A 17,225-nucleotide genomic window follows, 5' to 3' on the forward strand; every position below is an offset into this window, starting at 1 on the left:
AAGTGGTGGATTACGCTTCGCTAATCCACCCTACGAAGTGCGCCCGAGCTGTACGTCGCGGTCGACCGCAATCCATGTCGTGCGCGCCACCGCGAGCAACTTCCCGACTCCATCATGCACCGCGGCGTCGGCCATGCGCTTGCGGCCGTCGCGGGCGGTCGGCCACGCCGTGATGACGCAGCGGTCGCCGGGGCGGGGGCGGGCTTCGATTCGGACCGACATGCGGCCAAGCAGCAGCGGCGTCCGGTCGAAGCTGCCGGTCTGCTGATCGCAATTGCAGGCAAAGCCGGTGGGGCAATCGAGCGCCGACCAGAGGAATTCCGGCGCGACGAGGCCGTCGTCGGTGGCGAGATTCTTATCCGGTGTCCAGCTTGCTGCGAGAACGGCGTTGTGACCACGGAGCGAGCCGGCAAAAATGCGCAAGCCATCTCCCTTGGCCCTTGCGGGGCCGCACACGAAACATGTCGGCAGCGGATGCTCGTGCGGCTTCACCGGCGTCAACAATTCGGCGGCGCGGGCCTCCTCGAAGCTGGCTGTTTCCACGCGCGCAAGCTCGACGCTTGCCGGCCGCCCGGTCGCGACGATCTTGTCGCCGTCGCGAAGCTCCCATGTGCCGTCGTTCGTCGCGACCGCATCAAGCGGCGTGTCCAGCGGCGGCGGTGCGCGCAGCGTTATCTCCGCGGCGCCGGGAATATGGCGGGCCAGCCGGCCGCAGACATAGCCGCCGTTGCCGGAGTTCGGAGGACCGCAAAAGCGTTTGTCGATGATGATCTGTGTCATCGGTTTTGTTCTCTCTTCCCCGTGCACTTTACCTGATCTTGAGGACAATTCGCCCCTGAACCGTTCGGTTGGCCACGGCACGCATGGCTTCGCCGGCCTCCTCCAAAGGGAGGACGCGATCGATATGCGGGCGGATTTTTCCGCCGGCCAGCAATTGCATCAGCGTGGCATTCATACGCGCAGCGTCCGCGGGAAATTTCTCCGCCCAGGCGCCGAGGAAGACCCCGAGGATGGAATAGTTCTTCAGCAGCGGAAGGTTCATCGGGAGCTGGGGAATTTCGCCGCTGGTGAAGCCGATCGGCATCAGCCGTCCGCCCCATTTCATCGACCGGGCCATCTGCTGGAATATCGCGCCGCCGAGATTGTCGAAGCCGATATCGATGCCTTCGCCGCCGGTGATCGCCTTGATCCGGTCGCGCAGATCCTCGCTGCGATAGTTGACGATTTCGCCAGCCCCATAATTGCGGACGAGGGCACCCTTGTCATCGGAGCCGATACCGGCGACGACGCGCAGGCCCAAATGGCGGCCGAGATCGACGGCGGCAAGGCCAACTCCGCCGGCAGCGCCGGTGACGAACAGCGTTTCGCTGCGCTGCGCCCTAGCCCGCTCGACCAGCGCATAATAGGCCGTGCCGTAATTGTGCAGGACCGTCGCCGCGGCCTCGAACGCGACACCTTCCGGCAGAAGCACGCACTTGGAGTCCTTCGCTATCATCCGTTCGGCGTAGCCGCCGGTCCAGGCGCTGCATGCCACGCGGTCGCCGGGCGCGAATGCCGTGACCTCGTCGCCGACCGCGACAACCACACCGGATGCTTCAGTGCCGGGCACGAAGGGCGTCGGCGGCCGCATCTGGTAGAGCCCCGAGACCACCAACTGGTCCATGAAGCTGACGGAGGCCGCATGGACGTCGATCAGGATCTCGTCGCCGACCGGCTTCGGCTCGTCGATTTCACTGAGGCGCAAATCGGCGGGGCCAGTGAATGAGCTGCATAGAATTGCTCTCATCGTGTCGCTCCAACGGATTGTCTGCATTCGGCAGGTTTGCGTAACGGCGTCGCATATCCCGCGACAAGCTTGACGAAATCTGCCTGTCGCGCTGCACCGGTCTTTTCAAACAGGCGCCGGACATGCGTCTTGATCGTCGTATTGGCGACGCCGAGTGCCGCCGCCACTTCGGGAACGCCGCCGAGTTCGACGATCGCGAGCATCACACGCAACTCGGTCGGCGTCAGCTTGAATGCCTTGCCGATCACTTCGGAACGAGACGGTAGCATCAGCGCCGCCCTGCGGACGAACAGCGCTGCGACGGCGCTGTAGGCGACACCCCCACGTCGGCGTGCGCCGGAAGTCAACGGCAGAGCATGGGCGACGTGGCGCTTCCCATCCCGCCCGATCATCGGCACCGCGATCCCGTCGGCGCCGAGGAACGCGTTTTCCTGCCCGGCGGCTGCGAAAAAATGCTGCAGGGTCCGGTTGACCGTCGGATCGCAAGCCGCGAGATGCCCGCGGATCTCAAACAGGATGTCGCGCGCTTCGATCATGTCCTGCCCGGCAGTATTGGCGTGAATGAGACGCGCCTCCGCGTCAACGAGACAAAGACCGACGTCAAGCCCATCCAGCGTATCGGCAAACGTGGCGGCCTCCGCCGACATCCGGGGAATAGCTGATATTGCATTCATTGCGATGCTCCAGCAGGCCGAGGCGGCTGGCGATCTTCCGTCCGACGACCGAAAAGACGCGGCAGCAGCATGGGAACGCGCCGGCGATAATCCTGGTACGTCGCGCCGAATTCGGCGATCAGGTCGCGCTCCTCGAACTGAAGCGCGGCCAGGATGTAGGCGGTGTTTGCGAGCGCAAACAGAAGGTGGCCAACGGTCATCTCGGGCGTGGCCCAGAACGCGAGCAGGAAGCCGAGCATGATAGGATGCCGCACGATCTTGTAGAGCAGGGGCGTCCTGAACGATTGATCTGGTATCTCGCTCCCGCGGAACGCGACGAAAGCCTGGCGCAGGCCGAACAGATCGAAATGATCGATCATGTGGGTCGAGGCGAACGCGATCAGCCAGCCGAGCCAATGCACCCCGATCAGCAACCAGGCCGCTATTCCGCTCGCTTGCCAGACCGGCGTCGGGATCGGACGCCACTGCCAGAACAGCAACAGCAGGATCAGGCTGGAGAGCAGCACATAGGTGCTGCGCTGGCAGGCCGCGGGGAGGAATTGGACCAGCCATTTTTTGAAAGCCGGCCGTGCCATCACGCTGTGCTGGATCGCAAACAGGCTGATCAGCAGCAGGTTGACGACGACGGCCACGCTTAGGTCGGTGGAGGTGCCGAGATCGATCGACTTACCGATCGACATGTCGATCGACTTGGGCACGACATAATTGCCGACGAAACCGAGCGCATAGAGAAATGAGACCGTGAAGATCACGTAGCTCACGATGGCGTAGAGCAGGATCAGGAGGCGCGAGATCATGTTTTTTCCTATTGTGCCTGATGCAGCCGTGCCGCATGGAGGAGCCTGAATTGCTCGCCCGCGAGCAGGCTCGATCTGCCCCGACTGCTATTGCTGGACCGTCCCCTGTGCGTCCCCCGGGGGCGCCGCAAGGGGAGGGAGGACTTTCATGACGATTTTCTCGCTGGGGACGTTTGGGTTCCCGGAGGTCCACGCCGACGGCCGCCCGATCAAGTTGGCCTTGCGCAAGGGCCTCGCGCTGCTGGTCTATCTCGCGGAGGCCAAGGGCGCTGTGGCCCGCGAAATTGTGGCCACGCTGCTGTGGCCTGAAACTGACCGCGAGACCGGCCTTGCGCGATTGCGGCGCCTGCTTCACCGCATCGAGCTGACGCTCGGTCAGCAGGTTTTCGAGACCGACCGGACCAGTCTGCGATGGGCTCCGGCAGTCGCGCTGCAGGTCGATGCACATCTGTTCGAGAGCGCCTGCGATCGCGGTGACTTTGACGAAGCCTGCCAGATCTATCGGGGAGATTTCCTGGCAGGCTTCTCGCCGGAGGATTGTCCGGAATTCGACGACTGGGCGTTCTTCCGCCGCGAGGCGCTGCGCGGACGTCTAATGCACGCGCTGGAGCGCCTGGTGCAGGACAAGACCGCCGCCGGCGACTACTTTGCCGCGGCCACGCATGCGACCCGTCTGGTCGAGCTCGATCCTTTGAGCGAGGTCTACGGCCGGCATCTGATCCGCAGCCTGCTGCTGGCGGGTGACCGCAGCGCGGCAGAACGGCACCACGCGGCACTGACGCAGCGGCTGAAGGACGAGCTTGGCGTTGCGCTCGAAGCCGAGACCGAGGCGTTGATGAGTCCTGCGGCGGCATACGCCGTTCCAGCGACGCGCTACGTCAAGGGCGCCGGCGTGCATCTGGCATATCAGACCTATGGCAGCGGTCCGCTCGATATCCTGGTCATGCCCGGCTTCGTGTCGCATGTGGAACGCGCCTGGGAGCATCCCGCGAGCCGGACGTTTCTGGCGTCATTGATGAAGTTGGGGCGACTGATCGTGTTCGATCGCCGCGGCATCGGGTTGTCCGACCGGGTCGGATCGGCGCCCGATATCGACGGCACCGCGGAGGATATCGGCACGGTGCTCCGCGCGACCGGCTCGCGCCGCGTCGTGCTGTTCGGCGCATCCGAGTGTGGACCAGCCTGCATCAAATTTGCGGTCGATGAACCGCGTCTCGTGGCCGGACTCATCCTGTTCGGTGCACTGGCCAAGGGCTGCTGGTCGCAGGACTATCCGCACGCGTTGCGGGCCAGCCAGTACGACGCCTGGAGCAAGCACCTCATCGCGCAATGGGGAGGTCCGGTGGAGATTGAGACCTTTGCGCCCAGCCTTGCCGGCGATCCCCAGGCCCGCGCCTGGTGGGCCGGGCTATTGCGCGCGGCGTCCAGTCCCGGCGGCATCTCGGCGGTGCTCGAGGCGTTTCGCGACGCCGACGTGCGGCAGCTTTTGCCGCAGATTGCCATGCCGACACTGGTGCTGCATCGTCGTGACGACAGGGCCGTACGGATCGCGGCCGGCCGCGATGTGGCGAGCCGGATCAAAGGTGCGCAATTCGTCGAGCTCGACGGCAACGATCACTGGTTCTTTGCGGGTGATCAGGAACCGGTGCTGGAGGCGATCCGGCGCTTCATTGCTGCGTTACCGAGGGAGCGGCTGCGAGCGCTGTAGCCCGGATGAGCGAAGCGACATCCGGGGACAGCCGTCCCGCATTTCGCTGCGCTCATGCGGGCTACGGGATGGGAGCGATCACACCGCCTCTAACTGATCCGCCGCGCGCTTCTTCTTTGCCTTGGACTGGCTGAGCAGGGGGCCTGCCGTCAGCGCCGCCGTATCCGCCACGCCCGGATCGCGCGACACCATCGCCGCGACGATCGCGCCGTCGATCAACAGGCCGAGCTGATGTGCGAGCACGAGGGGCTCGTTCGAACCGAGCTCGCCGGCGAGCTTCTCGATATGGCCGAGCACGATCTTCTTGTGCTTCATCGCGATGTTGCGGAACTGCTTGGCGTCCTTGTCGTGCTCGCCGACCGCGTTGATGAAGGGGCACCCGTAGAAGCGCTCCTCCGCGAACCAGCTCTTCAGGGCCGGGAAGATGCGCGTGAGCTTGGCTTGCGCGTCGCCGCCGCCTTCTTCCATGGCGCCGATGAACCATTCGCGCCACTGCTTGCCTTCGCTCTCCAGTACCGCGTTGACGAGATTGGTCTTGGAGCCGAACAATTTATAGAGCGTGGTCTTCGCGGTGCCGGCTTCCGCGATGATCGCGTCGATGCCGGTGGCGTTGATGCCGTTCTTGCAGAACAGATGTGTCGCGGCGTTGAGCAGGCGTCCGCGCGCGGACTCGTCGTCACCCGCACCGGCATGCGGCGAATGAGACTTCTTCTTTGACGTCTTGTTCTGTGAGGGCTTGGCCATAGGCTGCAACTTAATCGCAGCCGCGCCGCATCGGCAAGCCGCATCTGTCCGCGCTGAAAAGATTCGCACGGGAAAGCCCGTCTGCATCGCCTTTGAGCAAATGGCGGCTGATCAATCCGCAGGCAGTGTTCGCTAAGCGGCTCCAATGTTTCGCCTTTTGATTTTGGCCGGCTCTGGCACGCTCCATGCAAGGAAACAGACCGTTCGGTATCCTACCGATTTCCACTTCTGCCAGGGAGAAGATGATGACTGCCGTCGTTCAAAAGACAGTGCTGACGGGTTGCCTCGCGCCCATCGACAAGAATGGCCTCGAGCAACTGATCGCCAACGGCAAGGCCAATCCGAAGGTCATCAAGACCTTGAAGTGCAAGACGGTCGCGGAAGGAAAATTCCGCCACGCCAACTACATCCGCAATTTGCAGCCCTACATCGTCGACGAGCCGCCCGGTCTGCTCGGCGACGACACTGCGCCCAATCCATCCGAAGCTTCGCTCGCCGCGCTTGGCTCCTGCCTCGCCGTCGGCCTGCACGCCAACGCCGTGCATCGTGGCTGGATCGTCAACAAGCTGGAGCTCGAGCTCGAGGGCGACCTCAACATCACCGCAGTCTGGGGCACCGGCGACGTCTCCGACAAGCCGGTCGGCTTCACCGACGTGCGCGTCAAGGTCGACATGGAATGTGAGGGGATCTCGCCGGACGAGATCGATGCGCTGGTCGCCCATGTGAAGCAATGGTCGCCGGTCGCCAACACCTTCACCCGCCCGGTCAATCTCGAGGTCGGCATCTAGACGACGGCAACAGGAAAGGTGCGGGAGACGATCATGGGTTCACTGGCTTTATCACGGGCCGAAGTTTTGGATCAGCCCGCACCATCCATTGCAGGCGAGGTGGCGCGGATTGCGCGGGAGCAGCTCGCGCCGCTCGCCGCCGGCATTGATGCCGGCACCATTTATCCCGCCGATGTGCTGCGCAAGTTCGGCGAGATCGGCGCCTGGGGCAGTCACGTGCCGCACGAAGGGCCTGCCGATCTGCGCTGCGCCATCGAGGCGATGGCTGAGATCGGCGAGGTCTGCGGCAGTACCGCCTTCATGGCGTGGTGCCAGAACACGCTGGTCTGGTACGCCGCCAACTCGACCAACATGAAACTGGCAAAGCGCTTCGGCGATGCGTTCTCGACCGGCCGCGTGCTCGGCGGCACCGGGCTCTCCAATCCGATGAAGAGCTTTTTCGGCATCGAAAAGCTCAAGCTGAAGGGGCGCAAGGTCGACGGCGGCTACATCGTGCGCGGCGCGCTGCCCTGGGTGTCCAATCTCGGCACCGACCATTATTTCGGCACCATCTTCGAACGCGAGGACGAGCCGGGCCAGGTGATGTTCCTGGCCGACTGCTCGGACCCCGCGATCACGCTGACGCCATGCAAGCCGTTCCTCGCCATGGACGGTACCGGCACTTACGGCGTGCAGTTCCGCGACGTGTTCGTGCCTGACGAGCTGATCCTCGCCGATCCTGCCGGCCCCTTCGTGAAGAAGATCCGCGCCGGATTCATCCTGCTGCAGGCCGGCATGGCGCTCGGCCTCATCAAGGATTGCATCAACATCATGGACGAGGTCGACAATCCCCTCGGTCACATCAACCGCTATTTGCCGCAACAGCCGGTGCACTTCCGCGATCTCGCCGCCGAGCTCGAGGCCGAGACCATGGCGCTGGCGCGCGATCCCTACAATGAAGAGGAGACCTACTGGCGCAAGGTGATCGCGCTCAGGCTTCGCGCCGGCGAAGCCAGCGTTGCGGCGGCGCATGCGGCGATGCTGCATTGTGGCGCGCGCGGCTACCTCAAGTCCCACCGCGCGCAGCGTCGCCTGCGCGAGGCCTATTTCGTCGCGATCGTCACGCCGGCCACCAAGCAGCTGCGCAAGATGCTCGCCGATTCCTGAGTTTTACGAGTCCACCCACCATCTAACCTCAACGGAGAGGCTGCCAATGACGGACGTTCTGATCTCTGCCAGCGAACTTGCCGATCTCTTGAAAACCGAGCCCTGTGTCGTGATCGACACCCGCAACCCCGACGCCTATGGCGCCGGGCACCTTCCCAATGCCGTGAACGTGCATGAGATATTCACGTTTCTTGCGACCTCGACGCCGGAGGGCATGGCCGAGCTGAAGACCAAGTTCGCCGACGCCTTTGGCGGCGCGGGCCTCTCCGGCAAGGAAACGGCCGTGATCTACGAGCAGTCGATGAACTCGGGCTTCGGCCAGTCCTGCCGCGGCTACTACCTGCTCACCATGCTCGGCTATCCCAAGATCAAGGTGCTGCATGGCGGCTTCGATGCCTGGGCGGCCGCAGGTCTCCCGGTGACGAAGGATGTCCCGTCGCCGGCGAAGGCGTCGTTCTCGATCGTGCCCGAAGCGGGCGACATCCTGATCGACGCCAAGACCATGCTGGGGGCGGTCGGCAAGCCGGGCGTTGCCATCCTCGACGTGCGCGACGTCGATGAGTGGATCGGCGACAGCTCGTCTCCCTATGGGAAGGATTTCTGCCCGCGCAAGGGCCGCATCCCCGGTGCGGTGTGGCTGGAATGGTATCGCATGATGAAGCCGACCGCCGAAGGCCCGCGCTTCAAGTCCAAGGACGAGATTCTGGCGGAATGCGCCACTGTCGGCATCTCGCCGTCCACGCCGGTCTACCTCTATTGCTTCAAGGGCGCGCGCGCCTCGAACACGTTCCTGGCACTCAAGAACGCCGGCGTAAAGGACGTGCGGATGTATTTCGGCTCCTGGAACGAATGGTCGCGCGATCCGTCGCTGCCGATCGAGCAGGGATTGCCGATCGCATCGGAGGTCACGACCAAGGCGGCGTGATCGCCGCTAGCCGCCGGCCCGCGGACGGGGCGCGATTCCCAGCGCCTTGATCCGCGAGGCCAGCGTGGTTGGCTTGATATCCAGCATCTCGGCCGCGCCGCCGGGGCCGAACACTTTTCCGGCGCAGCCCTCGAGCGCGGCCAGGATGTTGGCGCGCTCGTGGTCGCGCATTTCAGATGACGTCATCACAGCGGGCCGTGCGTCAGCCTTCTGCCGCGCGGCGCCGGCTGGGGCCTGTGTGCCGGAGGGATCGGGCAGATCGATCCGCAAACGGCCGTTCTGCGACAGGATCGCGGCGCGCTCGATCACGTTCTGGAGTTCGCGGACATTGCCCGGCCAGTCATAGCGCGTCAGCCGCCGCGCATCGCCTTCCGACAGGCGCAGATTCGATTTCAGCGCCTTGCTCTCGCGCGTGAGGAAATGCTGGGCGAGCAGCGCAATGTCCTCGCGCCGTTCGCGCAGGGGCACCGTCTCGATCGGAAACACGTTGAGGCGGAAGTAGAGGTCCTCGCGAAAACGGCCGCGCTGCACCTCCTGCTTGAGGTCGCGATTGGTGGCGGCGATGAGGCGGACGTCGACCGCGCGGGTGCGCTCCTGGCCGACGCGCTCGAAATTGCCCTCCTGCAACACGCGCAGCAGCTTGCCTTGCAATTCGAGCGGGATCTCGCCGACCTCGTCGAGGAACAGCGTGCCGCCATCGGCGAGCTCGAACCGGCCGATGCGGTCGCGCGTCGCGCCGGTGAAGGCGCCGCGGACATGGCCGAAGAACTCGCTCTCGAACAATTCCCGCGGGATCGCGGCGCAGTTGACGCGGATCAGCGGCCGGTCGCTGCGGGTGGAGTCCTCGTGGATGGCGCGCGCGATCAACTCCTTGCCGGTGCCGGACTCGCCGGTGATCATCACCGCCGCGCTGGTCGGTGCCACCAGCTTGACCTGGCGCAGCGTCGTCTGGATCGCCTCGCTGCCGCCGATGATGCCGCGCGGATTGGTCTCGATGCGGATTTCTTCCTGGAGGTAGGCGTTTTCGAGCTCGAGACGTTCGCGGAGGCGATCGACCTCGGCGAGCGCGGCGTGCAGCTTCTCGTCGGCCTCGCGGCGCTGGCTGACGTCGCGAAACACCACGACGGCACCGACCACCACGCCGCGGTCGCGGATCGGCGTGGAGGTGTATTCGACCCAGGCCGGCGAGCCGTCCTTGCGCCAGAACACCTCGCCGTCGACCTGGTGCACCGCGCCGTCGCGGAACGCCGCGTAGATCGGACAGTCATGGTTGTGATAGTGCCGCCCGTCATGGTGGGTGTGGTGCATGATGGGATGGATTTCCTTGCCGACAAGCTCCTCGGCAGTCCAGCCCAGCATCCGCTCGGCGGCGGGGTTCACGAAGGTGGTCTTTCCTTCCGCGTTGACACCGTAAATGCCTTCGCCGGCGGCGCGCAGGATCAACTGGTTCTCGCGCTCGATGTCCTGGAACACGCGCTCGACCCGCTGCCAGGTCGAGATGCCGCTGCGCATGTGGTCTTCAGCGGCGGCATCGACATTGCGGCGGCGGCGCGCGTCGAGATCGGTGAGGGTAAGCTGGATCAGTGTGCGCCCGTCATGAGGCAGCACGCTTCCCGCATATTCGAGCCGGAGATTTTGCCCGGTTGCATGGCGCGGGTTGAGCGCCGTGGTCCAATAGGCGCCCTTGTGCAGCACGGCCTGGGTGAACACGGTCAGTGCCGGAAGCTCGCCGGCATGCAGCGTGCTCGGCCTGGTCTGGCGCAGCAGCGCGCGGTCGTAGCCGAGCAGGGCGCAGGCGGCAGGATTGGCATCGACGATCTGGTCGCCGAAGGGATCGACCAGCAGCGTCGCTTCGACCGAGGATTCGAAGGCCGCGACGCGCGGATCGATGGTCGGGGCCACATCGTCGTGGGCGAGTAGTGGCGTCGTTGCCATTACGAAATCTCGTTATTCAACTACGAAATGTCGTTTATCACGAATTTTCGTAATGACCAAGTGCGAGTGAAAGTGCTGCGTCATCAAGGCACTGGCCGGCCTGGAGGTGATGGCATGCTCCTTGCGTAATTCTCCTCGCAAATGACGCGCAGGAGGTCCGATGTCCACTTTCGACAATCCGTTTGATCCCGATCGCAACCTGCGAGCCGGCTGTGCCTGTGGTCAGCATCAATCCGCGGCTGAGCACGAACAGGCCACCGCGTTGCGCTGTGATCCCGTCGAGAGCGAAGAGAAGCGCTACGAGGGCGTGGTCGCCTCTGCCGTGATGCGTGCGATGTTTCCGCAGGATGTTGCGCGGCGCGCGTTTCTGAAATCGGTCGGCGCCTCCACCGCGCTGGCCGCGCTGTCGCAGTTCTTCCCGCTTCAGACCGCCACCGAAGTCTTTGCGCAGGCCGGCGCGCCGGAAAAGAAGGACCTCAAGGTCGGCTTCATCCCGATCACCTGTGCCACGCCGATCATCATGGCCGCGCCGCTGGGCTTCTATGCCAAGCACGGCCTCAATGTCGACGTGGTCAAGACCGCCGGCTGGGCCGTGATCCGCGACAAGACCATCAACAAGGAATACGACGCCGCGCACATGCTGGCGCCGATGCCGCTCGCGATTTCGCTTGGCTTAGGTGCCAACGCCATTCCGTTCGCCGTGCCCGCGATCGAGAACATCAACGGGCAGGGCATCGTGCTGGCGAGCAAGCACAAGGACAAGCGCGACCCGAAGGACTGGAAGGGCATGAAATTCGCCATTCCGTTCGACTATTCCATGCACAATTATCTGCTGCGCTACTATCTCGCCGAACACGGCATCGACCCCGACACCGACGTGCAGCTGCGTTCGGTGCCGCCGCCGGAAATGGTGGCAAACCTGCGCGCCGACAACATCGACGGCTTTCTCGCGCCCGACAACATCTGCCAGCGCGCGATCTATGACGGCGTCGGCTTCATGCATCTGTTGTCCAAGGAAATCTGGGACGGCCATCCCTGCTGCAGCTTCGCCGCCAGCCGCGAGTTCATCACCACGGCGCCGAACAGCTTTGCCGCGCTGACGCGCGCGATCGTCGATGCCACCGCCTATGCGTCGAAAGCGGAAAATCGCAAGCAGATCGCCGAGGCGATCGCGCCGGCGAACTACATCAATGCGCCGGTCACGGTACTGGAGCAGGTCTTGACCGGCACCTATGCCGACGGCCTCGGCGGCGTGAAGACGGATGAAAAACGCGTCGATTTCGACCCATTCCCCTGGCAGTCCTTTGCGGTGTGGATGCTGACGCAGATGAAGCGCTGGGGCCAGATCAAGGGCGATGTCGACTACAAGGCGGTCGCCGAGCAGGTGTATCTTGCCACCGACACCAGGAAGCTGATGACCGAGATGGGTCTCGCGCCGCCAGCCGGCAGCTACAAATCGTTCGCGGTGATGGGCAAGACTTTCGATCCGGCCAAGCCCGAGGATTATTTGGCGGGCTTCAAGATCAGGAAGGCGTCGTGAGCGGCCGCCCTCTCTTTCCACCTCGCCCCGCTTGCGGGGAGAGGTCGGATTGCATCGTTAGATGCGATCCAGGTGAGGGGGACTCTCCGCGAGTTCGTCTCTCACCGAATATGCGGAAGCATGCCCCTCACCCCAACCCTCTCCCCGTAAGAACGGGGAGAGGGAGATGACCACCAGCTCCCTCCGTCTCCGCGCTGGCCTCGTCTCGATCGTGCTGCTCGTCGCGTTCCTCGGCGTCTGGCACCTCGCCGTGCGCTCGACCGCACCGGTGGCTACGATGAGCCCGGAATATGCCAAGCTGATGGGCCTGACCGCGACGCAGGGCAAATCCGCCATGCCCGGGCCGCTCGACGTCGGCGCAAAGCTCTGGGAGCATGTGAGGAGGCCGTTCTACGACAACGGACCTAACGACAAGGGGCTCGGCATCCAGCTCGGCTACTCGATCGCGCGCGTCGGCACCGGCTATCTGCTCGCCGTGCTCGTCGCCATCCCGCTCGGCTTCCTGATCGGCATGTCGCCGTTGCTCAGTAAGGCGCTCGATCCCTTCATCCAGGTGCTGAAGCCGATCTCGCCGCTGGCGTGGATGCCGCTCGCGCTCTACACCATCAAGGATTCCTCGATCTCCGCGATCTTCGTCATCTTCATCTGCTCGATCTGGCCGATGCTGCTCAACACCGTGTTCGGGGTCGCGAGCGTACGCAAGGAATGGATCAACGTCGCGCGAACGCTCGAGGTCGGAACGATCAGGCGCGCCTTCACCGTGATCCTGCCGGCAGCGGCGCCGACGATTTTGACCGGCATGCGCATCTCGATCGGCATCGCCTGGCTCGTGATCGTCGCGGCCGAAATGCTCGTCGGCGGCACCGGCATCGGCTACTTCGTCTGGAACGAGTGGAACAATCTCTCGATCACCAACGTGATCATCGCGATCCTGCTGATCGGGATCGTCGGCATGCTGCTCGACCAGGTCCTCGCGCGTTTCACGCGCATGGTCACGTTTCCGGAGTAGGGGCTGTGACCGAAAAATTCATCTCCATCGAAGCCATCGCAAAGCGCTATCCCGGCGCTGGCGGAGCGACAACGGCGGTCTTCGAGAATCTGTGGCTGTCGATGGCGCGCGGCGAGTTCTGCTGCGTGATCGGCCATTCCGGCTGCGGCAAGACCACGGTGCTCAACATCCTCGCTGGCCTCGATGCGCCGAGCGAGGGCGCGGTGATCGTCGATGGGCAAGCCATTTCGGGGACGAGCCTCGACCGCGCCGTGATCTTCCAGAGCCACGCGCTGCTGCCCTGGCGCACCGTGCTCGGCAACGTTGCCTACGCCGTGAGCTCGAAATGGCGGAGCTGGAATCGCGCCAAGGTGAAGGCGCATGCCCAGAAATTCATCGACCTCGTCGGCCTGACGGGTTCGGAGCACAAGCGACCTTCCGAGCTTTCCGGCGGGATGAAGCAGCGCGTCGGCATCGCGCGTGCACTGTCGATCACGCCAAAGATGATGCTGATGGACGAGCCGTTCTCGGCACTCGATGCGCTGACGCGCGGCACGCTGCAGGACGAGGTGCGGCGCATCTGTCTGGAGACCGGGCAGACCGCGTTCATGATCACTCATGACGTCGACGAGGCGATCTACCTCGCCGACAAGATTTTCCTGATGACCAACGGTCCCGGCGCAGTGCTGGCGGAAGTGGTCGAGAACCCGCTGCCGCGGGACCGCGGCCGCACCGATTTGCACCGCCACCCGCTGTACTACGCGCTGCGCAACCACATCGTCGATTTCCTGGTGACGCGCAGCAAGACTTTCGCGGCCGAGACGCCCGGTCACGATCCGCGCAATGTGCCGGTGGTGCGTATCGGCAAGCCCGGACTGACCGTCGCGTCCGGTGGCGACGAGCAACGACAGACCTGGATACCCGGGACGAGTCCCGGGCTGACTGCTTGAAAAAGGAGACCCTGACATGAAACGCGAAGACCTCACCGAGAAGCTGCTCGACATCAAGCGCGAGAAGGGCTGGACCTGGAAATATATCTGCGAGCAGATCGGCGGCTATTCCGAGGTGCTGATAACAGGCGCGATCCTCGGCCAGATGAAATTGACCAAGCCGCAGGCCGCAAACGCCGCTGAACTGTTCGGCCTGACGAAGGCCGAGACCACGATGCTGAACGAGACGCCAATGCGCGGCATGCCGATGCCGCCGACCGATCCCTTGATCTATCGTTTCTACGAGCTGGTCATGGTCAATGGTCCGGCGTGGAAGGCGCTGATCGAGGAGGAATACGGCGACGGCATCATGTCGGCGATCGATTTCGACATGGTGATGGAGCGCCTGCCCAATCCGAAGGGCGACCGCGTCAAGATCACCATGAGCGGCAAATTCCTGCCGTACAAATATTACGGCGCCAGCGGCAACGTGCCGGAATATGGGTTCAAGGAGGGATAGCTGGTTGGCATCCCGGGGGCGCGTCGCAGACGTGACCCCGGAATGATGCTTCGCCTTATTTCCCGGCCTTCACCTCGGCCGCCGCCACCGCGATCAGCTCGTTCATCTTGGCCCGAATCACCTGTTCGGTGACGGCGACGTTCTTGGCGGCGAAATCGGCCATGACCTTGCGCAGGACGTCGGCGTCACCGGCTTCCTCGAAATCTGCCGCGACCACCTCCTTGGCATAGGCCGTGGCGGCATCGCCGCTGATGCCGAGCTTTTCGGCCGCCCACAGACCGAGCAGCCGGTTGCGGCGGGCTTCCGCCTTGAATTTCTGCTCCTCGTCGAGGGCGAACTTCTTCTCGAAGCCTTCCTCGCGCTTGTCCAACGTGCTCATGCCTTTTCCAATTCCCTGCTGACTGGACCCGGCCGGCCCTCGTTGCGAGAGCCCCGGTGCATGCCTAGATAGGGGGCACGAATCGGCAAAACAACGAGCCGTTAAGCCGCAGGCAAGACGGTATAAGTTTGATGCCGGACGGCCGGATCGATTGTGCTGGGACGGCCAATCGGATAGGTTGCCTAAGGCTGGGTTCCCGTTCTGTTTCCAGGGGTTCCGGGCCGTTCACGGCAGCTCCGCTGTGGGTCGTAGTCTCGTCAACCGGAGCACACCAAATACATGGATTTCAACAAAACACGGTACATCCCCATGAGCCGTCGGCGTCGCATTTATGAAGGCAAGGCAAAGGTTCTTTACGAAGGCCCGGAGCCCGGTACCCTGATCCAGCACTTCAAGGATGACGCCACCGCGTTCAATGCGAAAAAGCATCAGGTGATCGAGGGCAAGGGTGTCCTCAACAACCGGATCTCGGAGTACCTGTTTCAGCACCTCAACGACATCGGGGTGCCGACCCATTTCATCCGCCGCCTCAACATGCGCGAGCAATTGATTCGCGAAGTCGAGATCGTGCCGCTGGAAGTGGTGGTGCGGAACGTTGCCGCCGGCTCGCTGTCGCAGCGCCTCGGCATCGAGGAGGGTACGCAGCTGCCCCGCTCGATCATCGAGTTCTACTACAAGAACGACCAGCTCAATGACCCCATGGTGTCGGAAGAGCACATCACCGCTTTCGGCTGGGCGACACCGCAGGAGATCGACGACATCATGGCGCTTGCCATCCGTGTCAACGACTTCCTCACCGGTCTCTTCCTCGGCATCGGCATCCGCCTCGTCGACTTCAAGATGGAGTGCGGCCGACTGTTCGAGAACGACATGATGCGGATCATCGTCGCCGACGAGATCTCGCCGGATAGCTGCCGCCTGTGGGACATCAAGTCGAACGAGAAGCTCGACAAGGACCGTTTCCGCAGGGATCTCGGTGGGCTGCTCGAGGCCTATACCGAAGTCGCCAAGCGTCTCGGCATTCTCATGGAGAACGAGCGTCCGGCCGGTTCCGGCCCGGTGCTGGTGAAGAGCTAAGAGGAATCTGACGTGAAGGCACGTGTCACCGTTACGTTGAAAACGGGCATCCTCGATCCGCAGGGTAAGGCGATCGAGGGTGCGTTGAAGTCGCTCGGCGTCGACGGCGTCGCCAGCGTTCGCCAAGGCAAGGTGTTCGACATCGAGCTCGCCGGCGCGGACAAGGCCAAGGCAGAGGCGGCGTTGAAGGACGCCGCCGACAAGCTGCTGGCGAACACCGTGATCGAGAATTATCGGGTTGAGCTGATCGGGTGAACAGGATGGCTCACAGCCATCCAACCCGACGAAAACGCCAGTACAGCGCGCCGCACGCCGTCAGCATCACGCCGAGCAGCGTGTAATAGCCGTACTCCCAGTCCAGCTCCGGCATGTGCTTGAAGTTCATGCCGTAGATGCCGGCAAGCGCGGTCGGGATCGCGATGATCGCGAGCCAGGAGGCGAGTTTCTTGGAGACCGCCGTCTCCTGGGCCTGGCCGACCAGCAGGCTCGCTTCGAAGGCGAAGGCCAGCACCTCGCGCATCGAATCGATCCGCTCCTGGATGTTCCTGACGTGGTCGGTGACGTCGCGGAACAGCGGCTGCATCGTCGCGCGCACCATCGCCAGCTCGTCATGCTCGAGCCGGCGGCAGACCTCCACCAGCGGCCCGATTGCAGTCCTGAGCCGCAAGAGGTCGCGGCGCAGCATGTAGAGCCGCTCGATCTGCGCCTTGCTGATCGCCTTGGAGAGCACGTCGTCCTCGATGCTCTCGACCTCTTCGTGAATGCTCTCGAGCACGGGCGAGTAGTTGTCGACGATGAAATCGAGGATGGCGTAGAGGATGTAGTCCTCGCCGCGCGCGAGCGCGCGCGGGCAGCTTTCGCAGCGTTCGCGCACGGGCGTATAAGACGTCGACGCGCCGTGGCGCACCGAGACCAGATAGCCTTCGCCGACGAAGATGTGCGTCTCGCCGAAGGCGATCCGGCCCTCGATCAGTTGCGCGGTCCGCGCCACGATGAACAGGGCCTCGCCATATTGCTCGATCTTCGGTCGCTGATGGGCGTGGTTGGCATCCTCGATGGCGAGCTCGTGCAGGTCGAACTGCTTCTGCACCGCGCTGAGCAGCGCCATGTCGGGCTCGTGCAGCCCGATCCAGACCACGTGGCCGGGTTTCGCCCGCCAGCTCGAAGCCTCGCTGATGGCGATATTGGCGACGCGCCGGCCGTCGACATAGGCACCGGCGGCGATGACGCCCTCGGTGGACACCGGCTCGGAGAGGGATGCAGGCAGCGAGGGGACATTCATGGCTTTA

Annotated in this window: 18 protein-coding genes; 10 read left to right on the forward strand and 8 right to left on the reverse strand. The window is 63.8% G+C overall.

Annotation, left to right across the window (positions count from 1 at the left end):
* Nucleotides 1–30: 30 nt before the first annotated feature.
* Genes AC0L3U_RS20625 through mddA form a run of 4 tightly spaced genes read right to left on the reverse strand, consistent with a single transcriptional unit; the run spans nucleotide 31 to nucleotide 3,257 of the window.
* Nucleotides 31–780: a hotdog family protein gene (locus AC0L3U_RS20625; protein WP_473362982.1), complete on the reverse strand. Its 750-nt coding sequence runs from the start codon at nucleotides 778–780 to the stop codon at nucleotides 31–33.
* Between the two features lie 28 nt (nucleotides 781–808).
* The gene (locus AC0L3U_RS20630) at nucleotides 809–1,786 is read right to left on the reverse strand and encodes an NADPH:quinone oxidoreductase family protein (protein WP_473362983.1); all 978 of its coding nucleotides are present in this window, start codon (nucleotides 1,784–1,786) and stop codon (nucleotides 809–811) included.
* The gene (locus tag AC0L3U_RS20635) at nucleotides 1,783–2,433 is read right to left on the reverse strand and encodes a helix-turn-helix transcriptional regulator (RefSeq protein ID WP_473362984.1); all 651 of its coding nucleotides are present in this window, start codon (nucleotides 2,431–2,433) and stop codon (nucleotides 1,783–1,785) included. The genes AC0L3U_RS20630 and AC0L3U_RS20635 overlap by 4 nt, the downstream gene beginning before the upstream one ends.
* A gap of 23 nt (nucleotides 2,434–2,456) precedes the next feature.
* A complete protein-coding gene (gene mddA, locus AC0L3U_RS20640; RefSeq protein ID WP_473362985.1) occupies nucleotides 2,457–3,257 on the reverse strand; it encodes a methanethiol S-methyltransferase in 801 nt (266 codons plus the stop codon).
* A 148-nt stretch (nucleotides 3,258–3,405) separates the two neighbouring features.
* On the opposite strand from mddA, the gene AC0L3U_RS20645 reads away from it, so the two are divergent.
* Entirely contained in the window at nucleotides 3,406–4,965 is a 1,560-nt protein-coding gene (locus AC0L3U_RS20645; RefSeq protein ID WP_473362986.1) for a bifunctional AfsR/SARP family transcriptional regulator/alpha/beta hydrolase, read from the forward strand.
* Nucleotides 4,966–5,043: 78 nt separating this feature from the next.
* Here the strand turns inward: AC0L3U_RS20645 and AC0L3U_RS20650 are convergent, their stop codons facing one another.
* Nucleotides 5,044–5,709 (reverse strand): TetR/AcrR family transcriptional regulator, encoded by a 666-nt coding sequence (locus AC0L3U_RS20650; protein WP_473362987.1) that lies wholly within the window; start codon nucleotides 5,707–5,709, stop codon nucleotides 5,044–5,046.
* A 245-nt stretch (nucleotides 5,710–5,954) separates the two neighbouring features.
* On the opposite strand from AC0L3U_RS20650, the gene AC0L3U_RS20655 reads away from it, so the two are divergent.
* The 3 genes from AC0L3U_RS20655 to AC0L3U_RS20665 are packed head-to-tail and all read left to right on the forward strand — an operon-like array spanning nucleotide 5,955 to nucleotide 8,568.
* Entirely contained in the window at nucleotides 5,955–6,497 is a 543-nt protein-coding gene (locus AC0L3U_RS20655; protein WP_473362988.1) for an OsmC family protein, read from the forward strand.
* Between the two features lie 33 nt (nucleotides 6,498–6,530).
* A complete protein-coding gene (locus tag AC0L3U_RS20660) occupies nucleotides 6,531–7,643 on the forward strand; it encodes an acyl-CoA dehydrogenase family protein (RefSeq protein ID WP_473362989.1) in 1,113 nt (370 codons plus the stop codon).
* Between the two features lie 46 nt (nucleotides 7,644–7,689).
* Nucleotides 7,690–8,568, forward strand: coding sequence for a sulfurtransferase (locus tag AC0L3U_RS20665; RefSeq protein WP_473362990.1), 879 nt, complete (start codon nucleotides 7,690–7,692; stop codon nucleotides 8,566–8,568).
* Between the two features lie 6 nt (nucleotides 8,569–8,574).
* Here the strand turns inward: AC0L3U_RS20665 and AC0L3U_RS20670 are convergent, their stop codons facing one another.
* Entirely contained in the window at nucleotides 8,575–10,503 is a 1,929-nt protein-coding gene (locus AC0L3U_RS20670; RefSeq protein ID WP_473362991.1) for a sigma-54 interaction domain-containing protein, read from the reverse strand.
* Nucleotides 10,504–10,663: 160 nt separating this feature from the next.
* Here AC0L3U_RS20670 and AC0L3U_RS20675 point away from each other — a divergent pair, with 160 nt between their 5' ends.
* The 4 genes from AC0L3U_RS20675 (at nucleotide 10,664) to cynS (ending at nucleotide 14,480) form a co-directional block, all read left to right on the forward strand.
* Nucleotides 10,664–12,043: a CmpA/NrtA family ABC transporter substrate-binding protein gene (locus AC0L3U_RS20675; RefSeq protein ID WP_473362992.1), complete on the forward strand. Its 1,380-nt coding sequence runs from the start codon at nucleotides 10,664–10,666 to the stop codon at nucleotides 12,041–12,043.
* 166 nt (nucleotides 12,044–12,209) lie between these two features.
* Nucleotides 12,210–13,052, forward strand: a complete 843-nt coding sequence (gene ntrB, locus AC0L3U_RS20680) for a nitrate ABC transporter permease (protein WP_473362993.1) — start codon at nucleotides 12,210–12,212, stop codon at nucleotides 13,050–13,052.
* A gap of 5 nt (nucleotides 13,053–13,057) precedes the next feature.
* Nucleotides 13,058–13,981 (forward strand): ABC transporter ATP-binding protein, encoded by a 924-nt coding sequence (locus tag AC0L3U_RS20685; protein WP_473362994.1) that lies wholly within the window; start codon nucleotides 13,058–13,060, stop codon nucleotides 13,979–13,981.
* Nucleotides 13,982–13,997: 16 nt separating this feature from the next.
* Complete coding sequence (gene cynS, locus AC0L3U_RS20690) at nucleotides 13,998–14,480, forward strand: cyanase (RefSeq protein ID WP_007612142.1); 483 nt, start codon at nucleotides 13,998–14,000, stop codon at nucleotides 14,478–14,480.
* 55 nt (nucleotides 14,481–14,535) lie between these two features.
* On the opposite strand, the gene AC0L3U_RS20695 is transcribed toward cynS, so the two are convergent.
* Nucleotides 14,536–14,859: a DUF1476 domain-containing protein gene (locus tag AC0L3U_RS20695; RefSeq protein ID WP_473287785.1), complete on the reverse strand. Its 324-nt coding sequence runs from the start codon at nucleotides 14,857–14,859 to the stop codon at nucleotides 14,536–14,538.
* A 309-nt stretch (nucleotides 14,860–15,168) separates the two neighbouring features.
* On the opposite strand from AC0L3U_RS20695, the gene purC reads away from it, so the two are divergent.
* Together purC and purS are read left to right on the forward strand one after the other, a co-directional pair.
* A complete protein-coding gene (gene purC / locus AC0L3U_RS20700; protein ID WP_171944915.1) occupies nucleotides 15,169–15,936 on the forward strand; it encodes a phosphoribosylaminoimidazolesuccinocarboxamide synthase in 768 nt (255 codons plus the stop codon).
* Nucleotides 15,937–15,948: 12 nt separating this feature from the next.
* Nucleotides 15,949–16,191, forward strand: coding sequence for a phosphoribosylformylglycinamidine synthase subunit PurS (gene purS / locus AC0L3U_RS20705; RefSeq protein WP_007602264.1), 243 nt, complete (start codon nucleotides 15,949–15,951; stop codon nucleotides 16,189–16,191).
* 10 nt (nucleotides 16,192–16,201) lie between these two features.
* On the opposite strand, the gene AC0L3U_RS20710 is transcribed toward purS, so the two are convergent.
* Complete coding sequence (locus tag AC0L3U_RS20710) at nucleotides 16,202–17,218, reverse strand: magnesium and cobalt transport protein CorA (protein ID WP_018455523.1); 1,017 nt, start codon at nucleotides 17,216–17,218, stop codon at nucleotides 16,202–16,204.
* Between the last annotated feature and the right edge of the window lie 7 nt (nucleotides 17,219–17,225).

It is taken from the genome of Bradyrhizobium sp. Kon69 (assembly GCF_055807515.1).